Here is a 19,796-nt window from a genome sequence, read left to right as displayed (position 1 = left end):
TCCTTTTTTAAATTGAAAACTACCATTTTCAATTTTCCACTCTTTCACTAGAACTAAACAAAAAACCGACGAATGATTCGTCGGTTTTTTTGTCATGCATATTCGAGTAAAGCGCCAGTCTCAGAGTCGACTGTGAACTCGTACGTTTTTTCTTCGTCGTTCTCAAGAACCGAGATTCCACCTTTGTAGACGTCGTATTCACGACCATCATATGTGTAAATCTCAGGTGATGCAGAAATCCATGCCCCTTGGACATGACCTTTAGCTGAGAAAGCACGTTTTGTGTACTCTAACGCGTTTTCTGCAGATAAGCTACGTTCATCTAAAGCTTTTTTCGTCATAAGTGCGGCAATGACGGCCACCCCGATTCCAATAAACCAATACCTTTTTTTCATATGACTACCTCCCCTTGAACTATGGCTATCATGTACATCGTACCAAAACCTGTACCCGAATGGAATGAAAAGCATTCGCATCCTATCAAAACTTTTGTATATAATGAGACAAGAACGGTTAGGAAAGGATGATGAAAAATGGATCAAAAGACGAGAGATTTATTTAAGACGTTAACAGAATTACCAGGTGCACCGGGGTTTGAGTCAGAAGTCCGTCAGTTCGTACGTGAACGGATCGAACCACATTCGGATGAAATTGTAACGGATGGCATCGGGTCGATTTTTGGGAAGCGTGTTGGAGACGAGACAGGCCCGAAAGTCATGGTAGCGGGTCACATGGATGAGGTTGCCTTCATGGTGACGCGCATCACTGAAAACGGAATGCTTTACATACAACCGCTCGGTGGATGGTGGAGTCAAGTGCTTATGGCACAACGGTTTGATATCATCACATCGAACGGTAAAATTCCGGGTGTCGTCGCTTCGACACCGCCTCATTTATTAGGTCCAGATGCGATGAGTAAGCCGATGGAAATCAAGCAGATGTTTATCGATATCGGGGCAGATTCAAAAGAGGAAGCAGAGTCTTGGGGAGTGCGTCCGGGTGTTCCTGCGGTGCCGACGAGCGCGTTCACACCACTTCATCACCCTAAAAAAATTATGGCGAAAGCATGGGATAACCGTTATGGTGTTGGTCTTGCTGTCGAACTATTAGAAGAAACGACAAAAGTCGATCATCCAAACATTCTGTTCTCTGGGGCCACGGTACAGGAAGAAGTGGGATTGCGTGGAGCGCAAACGGCATCTGAATTGATTCAGCCGGATGTGGCACTCGTTCTTGACGCATCACCGGCGAACGATGCATCGGGAAGCAAGACGGAGTTTGGGCAGCTCGGTGAGGGTGCCTTGATTCGAATCTTAGATCGGGTCATGGTCATGTCACCCGAAATGCGTGACTTCTTGCTCGATACTGCCTCAGACGAAAACATCAAGACACAGTATTTTGTCTCTCCAGGTGGTACCGATGCGGGTCGTGTGCACATGAGCGGTGAAGGTGTACCGACAGCCGTGATTGGTGTCGCATCACGCTATATTCATACACATGCCTCTATTCTTCATACAGATGACTACGATGCGGCGAAAGCGTTACTGAAAGCGTTGGTCAAACGACTTGACCGTTCGACGCTCGAAACGCTCCGTCCGTCTCGCTAAGTGCACGTGCCGTTCACTCAAGATTTTGAGTGAACGGTTTTTTTATACGGCTGTTCTTGCTATTTCAGGTAAAAACTTTATACTGATAGAGGTGTTTATACATTATTTTTACTTATGACAAGACACCTGTAAAAGTGTAAGGAGGATGTCCCGTGTTAAAGAAAAAAGGAATTTCACTCAGCCCGTCTCTCTATTTTGTGACGGCACTAAGTTATATGGCACTTGGTTTATTCAGTACGTTGATTATCGGTCTGATCATGAAGACGATCGGGGGTCAACTCGATGGTACTGCACTCGCAGGAGTGAGCGGCACATTTATACAAATAGGTGAGGTGGCTATGAGTCTGACAGGTCCGGCCATCGGGATTGCGATTGCGTATGCTCTTGAGGCACCACCGCTTATTCTATTTTCAGCTCTCGTCGTTGGAGCGTTCGGATATGAATTTGGACCTGCGGGTAGTTACGTTGCCACAATTCTAGCCGTCGAATCTTCAAAACTCGTTTCAAAATCAACGAAGTTGGATATTTTAGTGACGCCGTTTACGACAATTGCAGTCGGATTCTTCACCGCGACGTACATTGGGAAATATGTCGGAATGTTCATGACACAGCTCGGAAGTTGGATTGAATGGGGAACGGAGCAGCAACCGTTATTCATGGGTATCGTTGTAGCAACATTGATGGGGGTGGCCTTGACCGCCCCGATTTCAAGTGCAGCCATCGCACTGATGCTCGGTTTAAATGGCGTTGCAGCGGGTGCTGCGACAGTTGGCTGTGCCGCTCAAATGATTGGATTTGCCATCACGAGTTATCGAGATAATGGAGTTGGTGGAGCACTTGCTCAAGGGATTGGAACCTCGATGCTTCAAGTTGGGAACATCGTGAAAAACCCTTGGATTCTTCTTCCCCCAACATTAGCCGGGGCTGTACTGGCACCCATCGCGATTCTGTTATTTGAATTGGAAAGTGTAGCTGCAGGGGCAGGCATGGGAACAAGTGGACTCGTAGGTCCGCTCGTCATGCTCGAAACGATGGGGTTTAGTTGGTACACGTTGATTGTCGTTCTTGGTTTCTTAATTGTCGGACCAGCCTTGTTGAGTTACGCGATCTATGTAGTATTGCGGAGGACCGGAAGAATTCAACCGAATGATTTAAAGATTGATTATTAAAAAAGAGCATCGTTTCAACGAAACGATGCTCTTTTTTCATCCAATCCCGAACCACATTTTAACCGACTCTACCGTTTCCCGAGGGACACGAAAGCTAATAAGGAATAGCGTGAGGACAATCACGTAGATTGGAAGTAGAAAACGTTTTCGTACGATTGGCAAACGTCGGACCAGTTGTTTTAACCATTTTTCGAGAACATAAATGATGGCGAATCCGACAACGAGCCAAATTAAAATTTCCAATCTCGTTTTATCGGTGTCAATAAATAAATATCCGTATCGCAAAATGGCAAGCATTCCGAAAACACCAATCATTTGTTCAAGGGGGTGTTTCATTTCAGGATTTAATTTTGTACGCGTTAACTTCATTTGATTTCACCTGTTTCAACTAGTTTCGGTTTTGATTATAACAAACAGGAGAGCAGAATGTGCGACTTGACTTATGCTATTATAAGTGAGGAAAACACGGACAGGAGTGGTCAATTATGAAACAATTATCAACAACGACAGAATATATGGAAGCAAAAGAATCGAAAAGCATTTTCATGTTCTCAGCAAAATGGTGTGGGGATTGCCGATTCCTCGACCCATTCATGCCAGACATCGAGAAAAAATTCGAGACATGGACGTTTTATTATGTAGACCGTGACGAGTTTATGGAACTTGCGCAAGAACTTGATATTTTCGGGATCCCAAGCTTTGTTGCGTTTGAGAACGGCAAAGAAATCGATCGATATGTCGGTCGAGAACGAAAGACACCCGAACAGGTCGAAGATTTCTTGAACGGGTTAGGGTGAGGATATATGGAACGGAATGAGTTGAGACGTTATTTAGAATCAAACTTCAAAGCGGATTATCGTACTTCTTATGACCGTGAGAATGAAGTGTTGCGCGTCGAAAGAAGGTCAGATCGCTTCGGTGTGAATATTCGTCTCGCACCAATTGTGGCAAAAGCAAAAACTCGTGGAAAAGTGGCGGTCGATGAGGTAATCGAATATATCGAATCGGCGATGAAGGCAGATGATCAAATCTCACTCTCAGGAAATATGGATGTTATTTATCCAGTTATTCGTTCGAACTCGTTCGCGAAAACCACAAAAAATGGAGAGTCTCTTGTGTTCACTCCGCATACGGCAGAAACTGCTATCTTCTATGCGTTGGATCGAGGGAACGGCTATCGATTGATTGAAGAAAGGCACCTTTCGGAAGATTTGGACGCCTCATTAATTGAACGAACAGCTCGAGAGAATATTAAAAAATTGCCGACTGAGATGAAGCAAGATGAGGTCGCAGGTAATCCATTCTACTTTCTTTCTACCCGAGATGGGTACGAAGCGTCTCGTATTTTAAATGATGACTTTCTTCGGATGATGGAGCGTCGGATCGAAGGGGATATGCTCGTTGGTGTTCCGCACCAAGATGTGATGATCATAGCGGATATACGAAATGATCAAGGATATGATGCGATGCAACAACTGATGTTTGATTTCTTCACAAATGGTCGTATCCCAGTGACTGCACTTGCCTTTCACTATGAAGCAGGGCAACTTGAACCGATTTTTATTGTCGGAAAAAAGACCCCGCCATCGAACACATAATCTGATAAAATAAGTGAGATGAGTTTGAAAGAAGGGACGTATGAACGTATGCAAATGAATGTGTTTTATAACCGAGAAGGAATCGGCGATGTACTCATGGTGTTGTTAAAAGAAGGAGAACGGCACCATCAATCTGTCGAGCGGGTGAGAGATGTCGCCATTATCAAATCCGTAGACGGAGAAGTAAATGGGTATAATCTATTCGAAGCAAGTCAACATTTTGACGTCTCGGAGTGGAATGGTCCGGTTGATTTGACAGCCGAATTGGTTGAACAATTGCGTGCCGTCTTGAGCGATAATGGCATCGAGGAGGACTTCTCTTGGGCAGATGTGACTCCTAAGTTCGTCATAGGCTATATCGAAAGCGCGGAAAAGCATCCGGATGCCGACAAATTATCGGTATGCCAAGTACAAATCGATCAGGGCACTGTGCAAATCGTGTGTGGTGCACCGAATGTAGCGACAGGACAGAAAGTGGTCGTAGCGAAACCTGGTGCAGTTATGCCGACAGGGTTAATTATCCGACCATCCGCACTCCGTGGAGAGAGTTCGCACGGGATGATTTGTTCTGCCCGTGAATTAAACCTTCCGAATGCTCCACAGGAAAAAGGGATTTTAGTGTTAGATGACGAATATGAAGTAGGTACAGCATTTGAAATCGGTCGCTAAACTCGACCGATTTTTTGTTAAATATGGATTGAGCGAAAAAGCGAGGAATCAAGTATGGATGCATATGAACGTTCAATGAAACGACAAGCAGAACGAATTAAAAGAGAGCTATCGAAAGAAGGACAGACAGTATCTCATCCACCTAAGGTAGAGGTCACCGATGAACTTGTCCCCACAGACGTCCCATCGCCAATTTACGGGTACGCGCGCCCAAAGCCGAAGATAGTACTTCCAGCCGAACATTCTCCTGAGACGAGAGAGGCGATTGAGACGATTGAGACGATTATGGAATCCGAGCCATCACAATCAGCAGATTCGACCCGGGATGTAACGTGTGAGTCTAAAGTTGAGCATCATTTAAGTGAAGAACAGACCGAATCGATTTCCGAGGAAATGATTGTTGAAGAAAAATCAATACTTGGTGAAGTCTCTATAACGGATAACGGTTTTTCTTCAGTCTTTATGCAATCAACAGATTTATCCCATTCGAATAAAGAAACAATCGTGGAAGCTTTACATGATGTTGCAACACATGACAATTTAAATATCGATGGCTCTGCAGAGAAGGTCGGACCATCAATTGAACAGATTGCAGAGAGATTACAAACACCATCTGAGCAACAAGAACTACCAACGAATACAGATTTGACACCTGCAGTTCAAGTATCGTTCAAAGCTGATCAACCCCCTGTAAATGTAATGATGACGCCAAAAGATCGCATGGCCATGTATCGTAACCGACGACTTGCACAAAAAAACAATAATCTGTAATAGCATGACTTCATGAGTTTTGCTATAATGACAAAGGTTTGTCGCATTTTGACGAGCCGCAATGAATTAGGGGGGCTATTTACAGATGAACCGTTATCACTTCGTCGGAATTAAAGGAACGGGCATGAGTCCTTTAGCTCAAATTTTATTTGATATGAACAATGAAGTCCGTGGATCGGACGTTGAAAAAGCATTTTTTACTGAAGAAGCATTGAAACGAAAAGGGATTGAAATTTTGCCATTCGATCCTGAAAATATTTCTGAAGACCAAATCATCGTACAAGGAAATGCGTTCAGTGATGATCACCCAGAAATCGTCCGAGCACGCGAACTTGGCTTGACGATTTATAAGTATTATGAATTTTTAGGTGAACTCGCCGACCATTATACAAGTGTTGCGATTACAGGATCGCACGGTAAAACGTCAACAACCGGTTTACTCGCACACGTAATGCGTGGCATCGAGCCGACATCATTTTTAATCGGTGACGGAACGGGCGAAGGTGTTGCAGGTTCAAAGAATTTTGTATTCGAAGCTTGTGAATATAAGCGTCATTTCTTATACTATCGTCCAGACTATGCCATTATGACAAATATCGACTTTGATCATTCGGACTATTTTTCTGGTCTAAACGATGTCATCGATGCGTTCCAAGAAATGGCGAAGCAAGTGAAGAAAGGAATCATTGCCTGTGGTGATGACGAGAATCTTCAACAAATTCAAGCAAACGTTCCACTCGTCTATTATGGATTTGGGGATCATAACGATTTTCGTGTAGAAAATGTTGATTCGACTGAAAACGGAACAACATTTGATGTCTTCTTACGCGATGATTTTTATGGGACGTTCCGCATTCCTGGATACGGAAATCATAGTGTGCTGAATGCACTTGCAGTCATTGCGACATGTGACTATGAGAACTTATCGAAAGAGTTAGTGAAAGAGCGCCTTGAAACATTCAACGGTGTGAAACGTCGGTTTAGTGAATCGGTGTTAAATGATCAAGTGCTCGTCGATGACTATGCGCATCATCCGCGTGAAATTAGTGCGACGATTGAAGCAGCACGCAAAAAGTATGGGGAACGAGAAGTCGTGGCGATTTTCCAACCGCATACGTACACGCGCTTAAAATCATTCATGGATGATTTTGCAACGGCATTGGCTGAAGCAGATACAGTATATCTTTGTGATATTTTCGGTTCAGCACGTGAACAAGAAGGAACCGTCACAATCGAGGACCTTCAGTCACGAATCGAGGGTGCACATATTTTAAAGCGTGGCGGTACGAGCGTCTTACGTGATCATAATGAAGCAGTGCTACTATTCATGGGTGCGGGCGACATTCAAACGTATCAACGTGAATATGAAGAAGTTGTGAAACTTGAAGCATGAGATTGAGGGGGAGACGAATGTTTCTCCTTTTTTTATGTTTAGCTATTCAAAATCTCGGTAATAGTAGTATCGATTGAATTTTGCAAAGGAGATGTTTTGAATGGCTAGTCAAGGTGCACTCAATACGTTAAACAAAGAAGTGGCGAACTATGGACTGTTATTTGTGAAGCTCCATAATTATCATTGGTATATCAATGGTCCTCACTTCTTTACGTATCATGAGAAACTAGAAGAGCTCTACAACCTAGTGGCAGAGCTTTACGATGACGTAGCAGAGCGACTTCTCATGAACGACGGGGAACCGTTTGCGACGATGAAAGAGTATTTAGAACACTCAACGCTAAAAGAGGGCGATCGTCACGCTGAAACAGAACAGATGATCAAAGACATCATCAACGACTTCAAACAAATCCGTCAAGAGATGCAGGATTCGATGGAGAAATTTGAAGATGGAGATGAAGCGATTGAAGATACATTCGTTTCTCATATCGAACGACTCGAAAAAGAGATTTGGATGATGTCTGCCGCACTCGGCAAAAAAACGAAGCTGTAACATAAAAATGGTGCGCCTACGTTAGGCACACCATTTTTTTATTTTAAGTTTTCTGGATTCAGTGGAAGTAAAGCATCGATGACGAAGCGACCGTCTTTCCGAATGAGTTGATTGTCGAACCAAATTTCACCGCCGCCATAATCTGGGCGCTGGATGTTGACAAGGTCCCAGTGGACGGACGAGTTGTTGCCGTTATAGGCATCATCGTACGCTTGACCTGGGGTGAAGTGGAAGCTTCCGTCAATTTTCTCATCGAATAGAATATCTTTCATCGGGTGCTGGATGTATGGGTTCACACCGATTGCGAACTCACCGACATAACGAGCGCCTTCATCTGTGTTGAACACTTCGTTGATACGTTCTGTGTTATTGGCTGTCGCATCCACAATCTTACCATCTTTGAATGTCAGTTTCACATTTTCAAACGTGAATCCTTGATATGGAGATGGTGTGTTATAAGTAATGACCCCGTTAACCGAATCTTTTACCGGAGCCGTGAATACTTCACCGTCAGGGATGTTCATTTGGCCAGAACACTTGATGGCGGGGATGTCTTGGATTGAGAATGAAAGGTCTGTACCAGGTCCAATTAACGTGACGCGGTCTGTCTTGTTCATCAATTCGACCAATGCATCCATCGCTCGGTCCATTTTTCCGTAATCTAATGTACACACATTAAAATAAAAGTCCTCGAACGCTTCCGTCGATTTTCCTGCAAGTTGTGCCATTGATGGGGATGGATAGCGTAACACGACCCATTTTGTTCCTTTGACGCGGTCTTCCGTATGCATTTTGCCAAGTGTGGCACCGACGAGTTTTTGTTGCTCACTCGGGACGTCTGAAAGCTCGTTGATGTTATCACCGGCACGTAATCCGATGTAAGCGTCCATCGCCTGCATTTGTTTCCGTTCGATGTCGGCCATAAGTTCAAGTTGCTCACGACTGGCACCAGTATATAACTTACGTAAGATACGACTTTCTTTCAACAAGACGAACGGATGTCCTCCTGCTTCATAAGCTTTTTCGACGAGCGCCTCGACAAGCGACTCCTCCACTCCGAAATTCTCAATCAGTACCTTTTCACCCTGCTGAAGCTGGACAGAATAATTGATTAAACCGTCCGCTAATTGTGTAATTCTTGGATCTCTCACACGATCACCCCTAATTATTTTTATGAATTTCTATTTTAGTGTAATCGAAAACATAAAAACGGGTAAAGGAATAATCAGACCGAATGGCGAAAACGGTTGTAGCAAATCTTTTTAGTCATAATGGTGCTATAATGAAACAAGAAACGATTGAATAGGAGGAATGAATTGAATGGAAATCACATTAGGAGGCATTGCTGGCCTAATTGCGGCACTCGCATTTGTCGTACTCGTTATTTTCTTGGCGCGTGTTTTATCAAATGTAAACCGTACCCTTGGAAGCGTCGCCAATACGACCGAAAATTTAGAACGCCAGCTCGATGGAATCACGATGGAAGTGACGGCGCTCTTACATAAGACGAACCGTCTCGTGGATAATGTGGAAGAGAAGACTGAATTGCTCGCTCCTGTTGCCCACGCTCTTGACGAACTAGGGACATCACTGAACGAGGTAACTGAGTCAGTTCGTACCGTGTCGACTTCTGTTCACTCGGCAGCTGACGAAAATAAGGAGCAGATTGCCCAAGCCGTTCGATGGGGATCGGTTGCGGTCGAACTATTTAAAAAGAATAAACCGGAATCGTCAACTTCAAAAGAACGTCCACGACGTCGTACACGTCGTGAAAAGAAAGAAGAAACACCTGTATCACCTGATATGATTAATACAGATGATACGATTAAATAAACATCAGGGAGGAACTCACACATGATAGACCAAAAGCAACCAACAGAACAGAATCATTCAAGCGGTGGATTTTTGACGGGTGTCATTCTCGGAGGGATTGTCGGGGCTGCAGTCGCTTTATTGACTTCACCGAAAAGCGGGCGGGAAGTAAGAACGTACCTTGACGAAAAGACGTCGACATCACGCGAAAGGTTGACTGTCAAATCGAAAGAGATGCGTGAAAAAGCAGAGCCGGTCGTTGGGGAATGGATCAAAGTAGCTAGCGACAAGGCGGCACCAGTCCTTAATATCGTAAAAGATAAGGCACGTGAAGCAGCCGAACTAAAGCAACAGATGAATGAGGAAGACCTTTCGATTGAAGAGGCGATGGAAAAAGCGGATCAACTCGTCGCAGAAGCGGAATCAGAAGTGAAAGAACAGATGGACCGCGCGACCGAGGAAGAGACGACGAACACATCAGATCAGTCTGCATCAGACGATTCGCTTGAAGCGCCGGTCAGGGAGTTGCTTGACGATGAGTCAAAAGAAGAACTTGCTGACTTGAAGAAAGACCTCAAAAAAGAAGAGTGACACGTAAGGGCCGAATGCGTTCGGTCCTTTTTTGGTGATTTTGTGACGTAAAACGTTTCCTTATGACAAAGCGCACAAAGTTCGATATAATTAGGAATCTGGAAAGAACGGCTTAGGAATGAGAGGGAAAATATGAGTCCACAAGATCAGTTGAATCGATTACGTCGAGAAATGGATGAATTGAACCATGAAATGCTCGACTTGCTTAGTCGGCGTGGTGCACTTGCCGTAGAAATCGGGAAAATTAAACGTCTTCAAGGCGTTGAACGATATGATCCGGTCCGGGAACGTGAGATGCTTGATTTCATTGCTTCTTCCAACCAAGGACCGTTTGAAACGTCACGTCTCCAACATATTTTTAAAGAAGTATTCAAAGCGTCTGCTGAATTACAAGGTGAAGACCGTGACAAAACGTTACTCGTTTCTCGTAAACGTCAACCGGAAGATACGTTGGTCCATTTGAAGGACGTGACCATTGGGAACGGGCGTCCACAGTTAATTGCGGGGCCTTGTGCTGTTGAATCGTTTGAACAAGTGAATGCGGTCGCTGAGAAGCTCGCGTTGTCCGGAGTGAAGGTGATGCGGGGTGGTGCTTATAAACCTCGAACTTCACCGTACGACTTCCAAGGATTGGGTTTTGAAGGGTTGAAATTGTTGAAGACAGCGGCTGACCGACATGATTTACGAGTGATCACAGAAATTATGACACCAGGTGCGGTTGAATCAGCATTGCCCTATGTCGACATCATTCAAGTCGGCGCGCGGAACATGCAAAATTTCGATTTGCTAAAAGAAGTCGGGAAGACGGACAAACCAGTCTTGTTGAAGCGTGGATTATCCGCTACAATCGAAGAGTTCATTTACGCGGCAGAGTACATTATGTCTAGTGGAAACAGTCAGGTCATCTTGTGCGAGCGGGGCATTCGAACGTATGAGCGCGCTACTCGCAATACGTTAGACATTACAGCGGTACCGATTTTGAAACAAGAGACGCATTTACCTGTCATGGTAGATGTGACGCATTCAACAGGTCGTCGTGATTTGTTGTTGCCGGCTGCAAAAGCAGCACTTGCCATCGGGGCAGATGGTGTGATGGTAGAGGTACACCCAAATCCTGCGATTGCGTTATCGGATGCGCAACAACAATTGGACTTCGATCAATTTGATCAATTTGTGGAAGGACTGACTGTCCAGTTTCCTCAACTTGATTTGGTGAAAAAGTAAGCTTTCCAAATGGAAACGTTTTATATCGCATGAAGACAGGGTAAATGGATGACAGATACCTGTCTTCCTTTTTTAAGATGTTTTATGAAAACTTTTTGAAAATCAGGACTTGTAGGAGGAGTAATTTATGAATAGTAATAACGTAACAATTTATGATGTTGCACGAGAAGCCGGGGTGTCGATGGCCACCGTCTCACGTGTCGTCAACGGAAACCCGAATGTCAAACCAACGACACGCAAGAAGGTACAAGATGCAATCGATCGTCTCGGATATCGTCCGAATGCTGTCGCGCGTGGACTTGCGAGTAAGAAAACCACAACGGTCGGTGTCATCGTACCGGACATTTCGAATATTTTCTTTGCCGATTTGGCACGAGGGATTGAAGATGTTGCAACGATGTATAAATACAACATCATCCTTGGTAACTCGGATTCAAGTCGTGACAAGGAAATCCATTTACTGAACACGTTGTTAGGGAAGCAAGTCGACGGCATCATCTTCATGGGTGGGCGTTTGCACGAGGACCTCGTTGAAGAGTTCAAAAAATCACCGGTCCCAATTGTTCTCGCAGCGACGTTAAATCAAGGATATGACCTTCCTGCGGTCAACATCGATTATGAGCAGGCCGCATATGATGCAACCCAAATGTTAATTAACCACGGACATGATCGTGTCGGATTCATTACGGGACCGCTTGAGCAACAAATCAATGGCGAAAAGAAATTTGCCGGGTACCGTCGTGCGCTTGAAGATGAGGGTCTTCCATTCCATGAGAATGATATGATTCTTGGGAATTACACATACGCATCAGGACTTGAAGCGATGCAAAAAATGTTGCAGCGCGATGATTGCCCGAAGGCGATTTTTGCCGGGACAGACGAGATGGCTCTTGGAGTCATCCATGCGATTCAAGATGCCGGCTACTCGGTTCCGAACGACTTTGAAGTCGTTGGTCACGATAACACGCGCCTTGCGACCATGATTCGTCCGAAGTTGACGACAGTCGTACAACCGATGTATGATATCGGAGCTGTAGCGATGCGTCTCTTGACGAAAATTTTAAATGCGGAAGAGATTGAGGAGAAAAACGTCGTTCTCCCTCACCGAATCGAACGCCGTGACTCGCTTCGACAAGACTAACAAAGAGCCTCCCCAATCATCACGTGATGATTGGGGAGGCTCTTTTCATAAATAAATAGATTTGCGGTCATTCGAAATGAATGGCCAAAACGCACGTTTTGTGACTTCCCAATTTTTCTCTTCGATTTGTTGCCGTCTCGGGATATGGTCGAACGCGTAAAGTGAATCGTCCCATCGCGAGGGCAAGGGTTGACCGGCAACACCGGACCAATGTTCAATCCATTCATCAGGAAGTTCTCCAGTATATGTTGCCTCTCTCGTCAATCCGGCCCATACTTGAGCCCAGGCGCGCGGTACGGCACGATACCAGTCGTATCCGCCACCACCGAGCGCGACGAGGCGCCCATCTGTATATTCGTCTGCCATACGAGAAGCGATTTGTGGAATTTGTTCGAACGTCCGAATTGTTGATGCCAAATGCGTAAGAGGGTCAAAGGCATGAGCATCCGCGCCATTTTGGGTCAGAATGATATCCGGTTTGAACCATTCGCATGCCTCTCGTAAGACGGTCTCATAGCATTTTAAAAATGAGTCGTCTTCTGTGAATGCATCGACCGGTACGTTCCAACTATAGCCGTACCCTTTCCCGTTCCCTCGTTCCGTCACAGTTCCGGTACCTGGAAAGAGGTAGCGCCCCGTCTCATGAATGGATAACGTCATCACATCATCATCGTCATAAAAGAGCCACTGGACCCCGTCTCCATGATGCGCATCCGTATCAACATAGAGAACGCGTGACCCATATTGTTTCCTGACATGCGCAATGGCGACAGCGGCGTCGTTATAGACGCAAAACCCGGAAGCTTTACGCCGCATACCGTGATGTAATCCGCCTCCGACATGAAAGGCGCGCTCTCTTTTTCCGCTCGCCACGAGGTCGAGTGCATGAATCGTCCCTCCGACTAGACGAGCGGCCCCTTCATGAATCGTTGGGAAGATTGGTGTATCTTCCGTTCCGAGACCAAACTTATTCGCTTTCAAGGATGAAAGTTCCCCGGCTGCTGCTGTTTGAACAGCTTCAATGTAGTCTAAATCATGAACAAGTTCTAACTCTTCGACCGAAGCGATTGGGGGATTGACACACTCTGATTTTGAGAGCTTCCCAGAAGCAAGCAGAAGAGATGTTGTCAATTCAAGTCGTAATGGATTGAACGGATGATCCTCGTGAAAACGATAGGATGTTTCGTCTTCTCCGAATATGTAAATCGGTCTCATCGCGACATCTCCGGTCCGAGTACTTCATAACCTTCTCGTTTCAAGCGTTCAATAATGCGTAATGGATTCATCGTCTGGATGCGGAAAGAGACAATCCGTTTATAGGGATCACTCGTGGGGTGGACGAAAACGTTAATGATGTTGACGTTTGTCTTGGCGAGTAGTCGGGTCACTTTTTCGAGCGTGCCGGTCGTGTTCTCAACCAAGATTTCGATTTGTGAGCTCGGTTCGAGTGCACCAGTCAATTGTACGAAATAACGTAATAAATCTGTCTCGGTCAGCACTCCGACGAGTTTTCCTTGTTCGACAATCGGAAGACAAGTTAGTCGATTTTCATAAAATAAGGCAGCGGCATCTTCAAAAAAATCGAAGGGATGCGCTGTAGGAACCTCGGAGCGCATGATGCTCGATATCGGATTTTGAAAGTCAGCATTTTCACTTTCTGGATGAAATACACTCGTCGCCCCGCTCATCTCGAATTGTCCAACAATTCCGACTACTTGTCTTGCCGGATTTGTCACAATCAAATGTCTGACACGATGTTCCCGCATCAGTTTAGCGGCGTGAGCAATTGTATTAGTCGGTTGAATCGTCACGACATGTCGATTCATCATCTGTTCGATTAACATGAAATCCCCTCCTTAGTCGTACATGAATCGTCGGCGTAGCCGAAGCGAATCAAAATGATCGATTGATTCTTGTCTCACGTTCTTCCCGATTCGTGCCATTAAGCAGTTGGCAGGGTGAGAGGCGATTTCAGGGTCGTCTGTAGGGAAGAATACGAGTCCGCCATGGTTCATCATTTTCTCCATGACTTTTCGATAATCCCAAATCGAAAGTCCACTGCCCTTTAGATCCCAATGCCAATAATATTCAGTCGTTAAAATTAAGAAATCATCCATATGCGGGTCCATCATAGATACTTCAAGTAATTGCTTGCCAATCCGTTGACCACGAAAGCGTGGGCTCACCTCAATCGCACCGAGTTCAAGGATATACGGGTCGTTTCCTTCACTCCAACGCTCGTACGGGTCAGGATAGAGAAATGTCACGTAGCCGATGACGAGGTCATTTTGTCGAGCGACAATGATGCGTCCCTCTTTTAAGTCAGCAATACCGACAAGCGCTTCGTGCTGATCTTCCGGTTCGCGAAAAGCTGTTAATCCTTCATCGAGACGATACGTCTGCAACACATCAGCTGCCACCGGACCGTCAATCGTCACTTCGCCTTGTGAGGTCTGCCACAGTTTTGAGTGATATTGTTTTTCCATTGGGTCACCACCTTTTCCACCTTATATTATAGCGCTTTCATTGCGTATGAATCACCCGTTTTGATGAATTTGGAAATTCGTTGATTTGTCATAATTTTAACACTATACTGAAAGTGGTTATACCAATCTTTACAGGGGAGGCGAATCTTTAACGATGGAAAAATTGAAAGCGTTAACAGGGGAGCATCAATTAGCGTCGTATGAAGAGGCTTGTCAGTCGTTTGAATGGACACAAGCAGAAACATTATTTTCTTGGAATTTGACGGGGAAAGTCAATTTGGCATACGAAGCAATCGATCGCCATGCAGAGAGTGAATTGGCGACAAAAGTGGCATTGCTTTATTTCGATGGGGGTCGGGAAGAGCGCTACACGTATGCGGATATGAAGAGAGAGAGTAATCGTTCTGGTAATGTTCTGAAGTCGATTGGTGTGGAGAAAGGCGACCGCGTCTTTATCTTTATGCCACGTCAGCCAGAACTTTATTTTATTTTACTCGGAGCAATCAAACTCGGAGCCATCGTAGGGCCACTGTTTGAGGCATTCATGGAACAAGCGGTTCACGACCGGTTACTCGACTCGGAAGCGAAAGTGATTGTGACGACGAAAGAACTATTGCCACGTGTCCCAGTCGACCAATTGCCACATCTTGAGACGATTTTACTCGTCGGTGACGATGTTGAGGAATCGGAAAAAGCACTCGATTACCGTAAACTCGCGAACGATGCGACAACAGATTTAGAGTTGACGTGGGTCGATCGTGAGGATGGTTTAATTTTACACTATACCTCTGGTTCGACTGGGAAGCCGAAAGGTGTTCTCCACGTCCACAACGCCATGATCCAACATATGATGACAGGCAAATGGGTACTCGACCTTCAACCTGACGATGTTTACTGGTGTACAGCTGACCCGGGGTGGGTGACTGGGACGAGTTATGGGATTTTTGCACCGTTTTTGAATGGCGCGACGAACGTCATCGTCGGCGGACGCTTCAATCCAGAGTTTTGGTACTCGGTTATTGAACGATTCGGCGTGACAGTGTGGTATAGTGCACCGACAGCGTTCCGAATGCTCATGGGTGCCGGGAACGAAGCGTTTGAGAAATATGACCTGTCTTCCTTACGACACATTTTATCGGTTGGTGAGCCGTTGAACCCTGAAGTGATTCGTTGGGGTTACGAGGCGTTTGACCTTCGAATCCATGACACGTGGTGGATGACAGAAACGGGTGGGATGATGATTTGTAACTACCCGACAATGGATATCAAACCAGGGTCGATGGGGAAACCGATTCCTGGATGCGAAGCGGCCATTTTGGACGATCGTGGCAAACCGCTCCCGCCGCATCGAATGGGGAACTTGGCACTCAAGACACCTTGGCCATCGATGATGCGGAAGATTTGGAAGAACGATGCGAAGTATGAGAGCTATTTCTGGGGAGATTGGTACGTATCTGGTGACTCGGCTTACATGGATGAAGACGGATACTTCTGGTTCCAAGGACGTGTCGACGATGTCATCATGACAGCGGGAGAACGAGTAGGACCGTTTGAAGTCGAAAGCCGACTCGTCGAACATCCGGCTGTCGCTGAGGCGGGCGTCATCGGAAAACCAGATCCAATTCGAGGTGAAATCATCAAAGCGTTCATCGCGCTTCGGAAAGGCTATGAGCCGTCGGATGAGTTAAAGCAAGAAATTCAGCAATTCGTCAAAGAAGGATTGGCTGCTCACGCGGCACCACGCGAAATAGAATTCAAAGACAAGCTGCCAAAAACGCGGAGTGGTAAGATTATGCGTCGCGTCTTGAAAGCTTGGGAGTTGAATCTCGAGGCCGGTGACTTATCGACGATGGAAGACTGAAGCAAAAAAGGCCGACACGAAATGTGTCGACCTTTTTTCATTCACCATCCGAATCGGCGTTATCTTCAGCTGGTTGATCGGCTTCTTGTTGGGCCTCTTCTTCAGCTTGAGCCTCTTCCTCAGCTTTTTTCTTCGCTTCTTCTTCCGCTTTTTTCTTGGCAGAAGCATCAGCTTCAGCTTTTCGTTTAGCTTCTTCTTCGGCTTTTTTCTTCGCTGCAGCATCGTCAGCAGCTTCTTGTTTCTTCTCTTCAGCTTCTTTCTTAGCTTCCTCAGCCTTTTTCTTGGCTTCTTCTTCTTTTTTCTTCTCTTCCTCTTCTTTTTCTTTCTCTTCTACTTTCTTCTTCTCAGAGAATGAACCAGAATCTGTGAAGTCTTTTGCAGAGACGCTTGAAGGCTGCGAGAAGCGTGCGCTGACGTTTAGTGCTTTAGGGTTATCTGCATATACACGATTCATCGTTTGTGACCAAATGCGTTGTGTCCGCTGATAGTAACGCCCATATTCCCAGCTGTCTAGCATCGAGGCAAGTTGTGAATCATAACCAGACCAGACAGCGAGTGTGACGTTCGGGTTCGATCCAACTAAATAAGAATCGCGTTGAGCGTTTGTTGTACCGGTTTTACCCATCCAGTCGCCAGGGACGTTGAGTAAGGATTGTGCGTATGTCGCAGTACCTGACGTGTAAACATCACGCAACATATCGAGCACGAGATAAGAGGTACGTTCCGTGAAAATACGAGTTTTCTTCGGTTTCGCTTCGTAAATCACTTCACCTTGATATTCGATTTCTTGGATGAAATAAGGCTCCACATGCTCACCGTAGTTAGCGAGCATCGCATACGACGCTGCCAAATCGATTGGCTTTACTTCTCCTGTACCGAGGGCCATTGCTGATGCGTAACGATTTCCTTCGGATACAGGAATCCCCATATCCACTAGCTTCTGTGTATCGGCAGGTTTTTGATTACGTTCCTCATAAATTTTAACGGCCGGAACGTTCAATGAAAGCTTGAGTGCATCGCGCACTGTGACGACTCCGCGATACGTCTTCCCTTCGTTTTGAACTTGTTTTTTCGGTTGTCCCGGACCAGTGAATTGATAGTAATATTCTTCGTCAATAATTTGAGTGGCTGGCGTGATCATGCCAGCTTCGATTGCGTTTGAATAGACGAGAATTGGTTTTGCAGTCGATCCGATTTGACGTTCCGCCCAGAAAGCACGGTTCAAGTCATCCGTCTTACCGTTGATATATCGACCTCCGACGAATCCAAGTACTTTCCCAGTTTTGTTTTCAATCATAACCGAAGAGGTTTGTTCAGGAAGTGTACGGTCCTCTTCTTCGACATATTGATTCGGACCAAAGTTTCCGGCATTTTTAGCCGGTTGTTGCATCGCTTCGTGCACTTCTTTATCGAGTGTCAAACGGATGTTGAAACCACCTTGACGCAACATGTTATGCGCACGCTTGGCATAAGTGGATTGAACAGAGTCTTTTTCTTCAGAACTCAATTCATCAATTTCAATTCCATCTTGCTCCAATAAATAATCTGTCACAATCTGACGTGCTTGTAGTTCCGCTTCATCAACAACATACGGATATTTGTCACGGGGCTTCGTCTGTGTCTGCATGAAGTCTTGCGTAATGTCATAGTTGTAAGCTGCATCATACTCTTCTTGCGTAATCTTCCCGGCGACGTACATCCGGTTCAATACCGTTTTCATTCGGTTGACTGCACCCGATACGTCTTCTTTAATGACACCACCTTGATAGTAGGGTGTATAGAAGAACGGGTTTTTCGGAATCCCGGCAAGAAAGGCGGCTTGAGGGAGCGTTAACTTCTCTGCCGAAGTATTGAACACACCACGAGAAGCTGCTTCAATTCCGGAGATATTGCGTCCCATCGAGTTACGACCGAAAGAGACGACGTTCAAGTAGGCATTTAAAATTTCATCCTTATCCATCGCTTTTTCAAGTCGTAGGGCAAGTAAAATTTCTTTTGCTTTTCGTTCGAACGAAACTTCATTCGTCAACATTTGGTTTTTGATCAATTGCTGGGTGAGGGTTGAACCACCCGTACGATCTTCTGATCCGGTTGCTTCTTGTAAAATCGCGCGTAATGTTGCTTTCGGAACGACTCCGTCGTGCTCGTAGAACTCGACATCCTCTGTCGCGAGAAGCGCGTCGACGACGTAAGGGGATACTTTTTCTACCGGAATCGGGATTCGGACTTCATCGGTCGTATAGTTCCCGATGCGTTCCCCGCTCCCGAAGAAAATATTTGAGGTCGATGTGTACGTATTGATTTGTGACGTCATCGTCTTGTATGCAGGGGTAGGCATATCTTTGACAAGGGATGCGAAATATCCGACACCGATTCCAGCACCTAAAAACCCGATTAACATAACAGAAATGATGGTCAGAAGCAGAACGTTCCACGACACATCATACATAACATTTGCATAGCGACGTACTTTCAATGACGTCGGATTATTCCATAAGTCTCGAATCTTCTGCAGCATGACAGCCTCCTTAAATATGGTGTAAAACTATTTTAGACAGTAATATATTCGATTATAGCACAATTCAACCTACACCTTACCGTGAAACCGATGTCGCGTGCAAGTTTCGATATGGGAGTTGACAAGTCGAAATCGATGCTTATAAAATGAATAGCATAGTCAACAATATCATGACGCCTTGAAGAAAGCGAAGTAGTCGGTCGGCCTCTTGTCCAGAAAGCTAGTGGTTGCTGTGAACTAGCCAACGCCAAACGATGAATTACACTTTCAGAGCGTGCCATTAGGCCGGTTCGAGACCGTTATCTCTCGCTCAAAGCGGTCGCATCATATTGCGACAAGTAGGGTGGTACCGCGGAATCTCCGTCCCTTCTCAATATGAGAAGGGACGTTTTTTTATGTCAAT

The 19,796-nt window shown here is 45.4% G+C and carries 20 protein-coding genes and 1 other annotated feature; of the genes, 13 read left to right on the top strand and 7 right to left on the bottom strand.

From position 1 onward, the window contains the following. Nucleotides 1-92: 92 nt before the first annotated feature. On the bottom strand, nucleotides 93-395 hold the full coding sequence (locus KNO98_RS04315; protein ID WP_012726763.1) for a PepSY domain-containing protein: 303 nt from the start codon (nucleotides 393-395) through the stop codon (nucleotides 93-95). 138 nt (nucleotides 396-533) lie between these two features. On the opposite strand from KNO98_RS04315, the gene KNO98_RS04310 reads away from it, so the two are divergent. Continuing rightward, entirely contained in the window at nucleotides 534-1,607 is a 1,074-nt protein-coding gene (locus KNO98_RS04310) for a M42 family metallopeptidase (protein ID WP_214699234.1), read from the top strand. Nucleotides 1,608-1,759: 152 nt separating this feature from the next. Beyond that, nucleotides 1,760-2,776 (top strand): PTS sugar transporter subunit IIC, encoded by a 1,017-nt coding sequence (locus tag KNO98_RS04305; RefSeq protein ID WP_214699232.1) that lies wholly within the window; start codon nucleotides 1,760-1,762, stop codon nucleotides 2,774-2,776. A 36-nt stretch (nucleotides 2,777-2,812) separates the two neighbouring features. On the opposite strand, the gene KNO98_RS04300 is transcribed toward KNO98_RS04305, so the two are convergent. Then, entirely contained in the window at nucleotides 2,813-3,145 is a 333-nt protein-coding gene (locus tag KNO98_RS04300) for a hypothetical protein (protein ID WP_214699229.1), read from the bottom strand. 116 nt (nucleotides 3,146-3,261) lie between these two features. On the opposite strand from KNO98_RS04300, the gene KNO98_RS04295 reads away from it, so the two are divergent. The 6 genes from KNO98_RS04295 to KNO98_RS04270 all read left to right on the top strand — a co-directional run bounded on the left by KNO98_RS04295 (nucleotide 3,262) and on the right by KNO98_RS04270 (nucleotide 7,760). After that, entirely contained in the window at nucleotides 3,262-3,573 is a 312-nt protein-coding gene (locus KNO98_RS04295; RefSeq protein ID WP_026825567.1) for a thioredoxin family protein, read from the top strand. Between the two features lie 6 nt (nucleotides 3,574-3,579). Then, on the top strand, nucleotides 3,580-4,374 hold the full coding sequence (locus tag KNO98_RS04290; protein ID WP_214699227.1) for a DUF1444 family protein: 795 nt from the start codon (nucleotides 3,580-3,582) through the stop codon (nucleotides 4,372-4,374). A 54-nt stretch (nucleotides 4,375-4,428) separates the two neighbouring features. Then, nucleotides 4,429-5,043: a YtpR family tRNA-binding protein gene (gene ytpR / locus KNO98_RS04285; protein WP_214699945.1), complete on the top strand. Its 615-nt coding sequence runs from the start codon at nucleotides 4,429-4,431 to the stop codon at nucleotides 5,041-5,043. Nucleotides 5,044-5,097: 54 nt separating this feature from the next. After that, nucleotides 5,098-5,814: a hypothetical protein gene (locus KNO98_RS04280; protein ID WP_214699226.1), complete on the top strand. Its 717-nt coding sequence runs from the start codon at nucleotides 5,098-5,100 to the stop codon at nucleotides 5,812-5,814. Between the two features lie 85 nt (nucleotides 5,815-5,899). Next, on the top strand, nucleotides 5,900-7,207 hold the full coding sequence (gene murC / locus KNO98_RS04275; protein ID WP_214699224.1) for a UDP-N-acetylmuramate--L-alanine ligase: 1,308 nt from the start codon (nucleotides 5,900-5,902) through the stop codon (nucleotides 7,205-7,207). Nucleotides 7,208-7,307: 100 nt separating this feature from the next. Continuing rightward, nucleotides 7,308-7,760 carry a Dps family protein gene (locus KNO98_RS04270; RefSeq protein ID WP_026825572.1) on the top strand — a complete coding sequence of 151 codons (453 nt, stop codon included), beginning with the start codon at nucleotides 7,308-7,310 and terminating at the stop codon, nucleotides 7,758-7,760. Nucleotides 7,761-7,798: 38 nt separating this feature from the next. On the opposite strand, the gene KNO98_RS04265 is transcribed toward KNO98_RS04270, so the two are convergent. Then, nucleotides 7,799-8,911 carry an aminopeptidase gene (locus tag KNO98_RS04265; protein ID WP_214699222.1) on the bottom strand — a complete coding sequence of 371 codons (1,113 nt, stop codon included), beginning with the start codon at nucleotides 8,909-8,911 and terminating at the stop codon, nucleotides 7,799-7,801. Nucleotides 8,912-9,080: 169 nt separating this feature from the next. Between KNO98_RS04265 and KNO98_RS04260 the strand changes: the two genes are divergently transcribed. The 4 genes from KNO98_RS04260 to ccpA all read left to right on the top strand — a co-directional run bounded on the left by KNO98_RS04260 (nucleotide 9,081) and on the right by ccpA (nucleotide 12,528). Continuing rightward, entirely contained in the window at nucleotides 9,081-9,593 is a 513-nt protein-coding gene (locus tag KNO98_RS04260) for a DUF948 domain-containing protein (RefSeq protein WP_026825574.1), read from the top strand. Nucleotides 9,594-9,614: 21 nt separating this feature from the next. Next, complete coding sequence (locus KNO98_RS04255) at nucleotides 9,615-10,163, top strand: YtxH domain-containing protein (RefSeq protein ID WP_214699220.1); 549 nt, start codon at nucleotides 9,615-9,617, stop codon at nucleotides 10,161-10,163. A 132-nt stretch (nucleotides 10,164-10,295) separates the two neighbouring features. Next, on the top strand, nucleotides 10,296-11,387 hold the full coding sequence (locus KNO98_RS04250; protein ID WP_214699218.1) for a bifunctional 3-deoxy-7-phosphoheptulonate synthase/chorismate mutase: 1,092 nt from the start codon (nucleotides 10,296-10,298) through the stop codon (nucleotides 11,385-11,387). Between the two features lie 127 nt (nucleotides 11,388-11,514). After that, a complete protein-coding gene (gene ccpA / locus KNO98_RS04245; protein WP_026825577.1) occupies nucleotides 11,515-12,528 on the top strand; it encodes a catabolite control protein A in 1,014 nt (337 codons plus the stop codon). Nucleotides 12,529-12,573: 45 nt separating this feature from the next. Here the strand turns inward: ccpA and KNO98_RS04240 are convergent, their stop codons facing one another. The 3 genes from KNO98_RS04240 to KNO98_RS04230 are packed head-to-tail and all read right to left on the bottom strand — an operon-like array spanning nucleotide 12,574 to nucleotide 15,014. Continuing rightward, a complete protein-coding gene (locus tag KNO98_RS04240) occupies nucleotides 12,574-13,743 on the bottom strand; it encodes an acetoin utilization protein AcuC (protein WP_214699217.1) in 1,170 nt (389 codons plus the stop codon). Next, nucleotides 13,740-14,372: an acetoin utilization AcuB family protein gene (locus KNO98_RS04235; protein WP_214699215.1), complete on the bottom strand. Its 633-nt coding sequence runs from the start codon at nucleotides 14,370-14,372 to the stop codon at nucleotides 13,740-13,742. Before KNO98_RS04235 ends, KNO98_RS04240 begins: the two co-directional genes overlap by 4 nt. Before the next feature lie 12 nt (nucleotides 14,373-14,384). Further along, complete coding sequence (locus KNO98_RS04230; RefSeq protein ID WP_026825580.1) at nucleotides 14,385-15,014, bottom strand: GNAT family N-acetyltransferase; 630 nt, start codon at nucleotides 15,012-15,014, stop codon at nucleotides 14,385-14,387. A gap of 154 nt (nucleotides 15,015-15,168) precedes the next feature. Between KNO98_RS04230 and acsA the strand changes: the two genes are divergently transcribed. Next, nucleotides 15,169-16,875: an acetate--CoA ligase gene (gene acsA, locus KNO98_RS04225; RefSeq protein ID WP_214699213.1), complete on the top strand. Its 1,707-nt coding sequence runs from the start codon at nucleotides 15,169-15,171 to the stop codon at nucleotides 16,873-16,875. 37 nt (nucleotides 16,876-16,912) lie between these two features. Here acsA and KNO98_RS04220 read toward each other — a convergent pair whose 3' ends face one another. Then, nucleotides 16,913-19,393, bottom strand: coding sequence for a transglycosylase domain-containing protein (locus tag KNO98_RS04220; protein WP_214699207.1), 2,481 nt, complete (start codon nucleotides 19,391-19,393; stop codon nucleotides 16,913-16,915). Nucleotides 19,394-19,562: 169 nt separating this feature from the next. After that, nucleotides 19,563-19,764: a binding site (T-box leader), on the top strand. Nucleotides 19,765-19,796: the final 32 nt, after the last annotated feature.

This window comes from Exiguobacterium sp. s57, assembly GCF_018617685.1.
Taxonomy (GTDB): Bacteria; Bacillota; Bacilli; order Exiguobacteriales; family Exiguobacteriaceae; genus Exiguobacterium; species Exiguobacterium marinum.
Note: the sequence above shows the minus strand (reverse complement) of the source record. Positions and strands in the feature narration are given on the sequence as shown.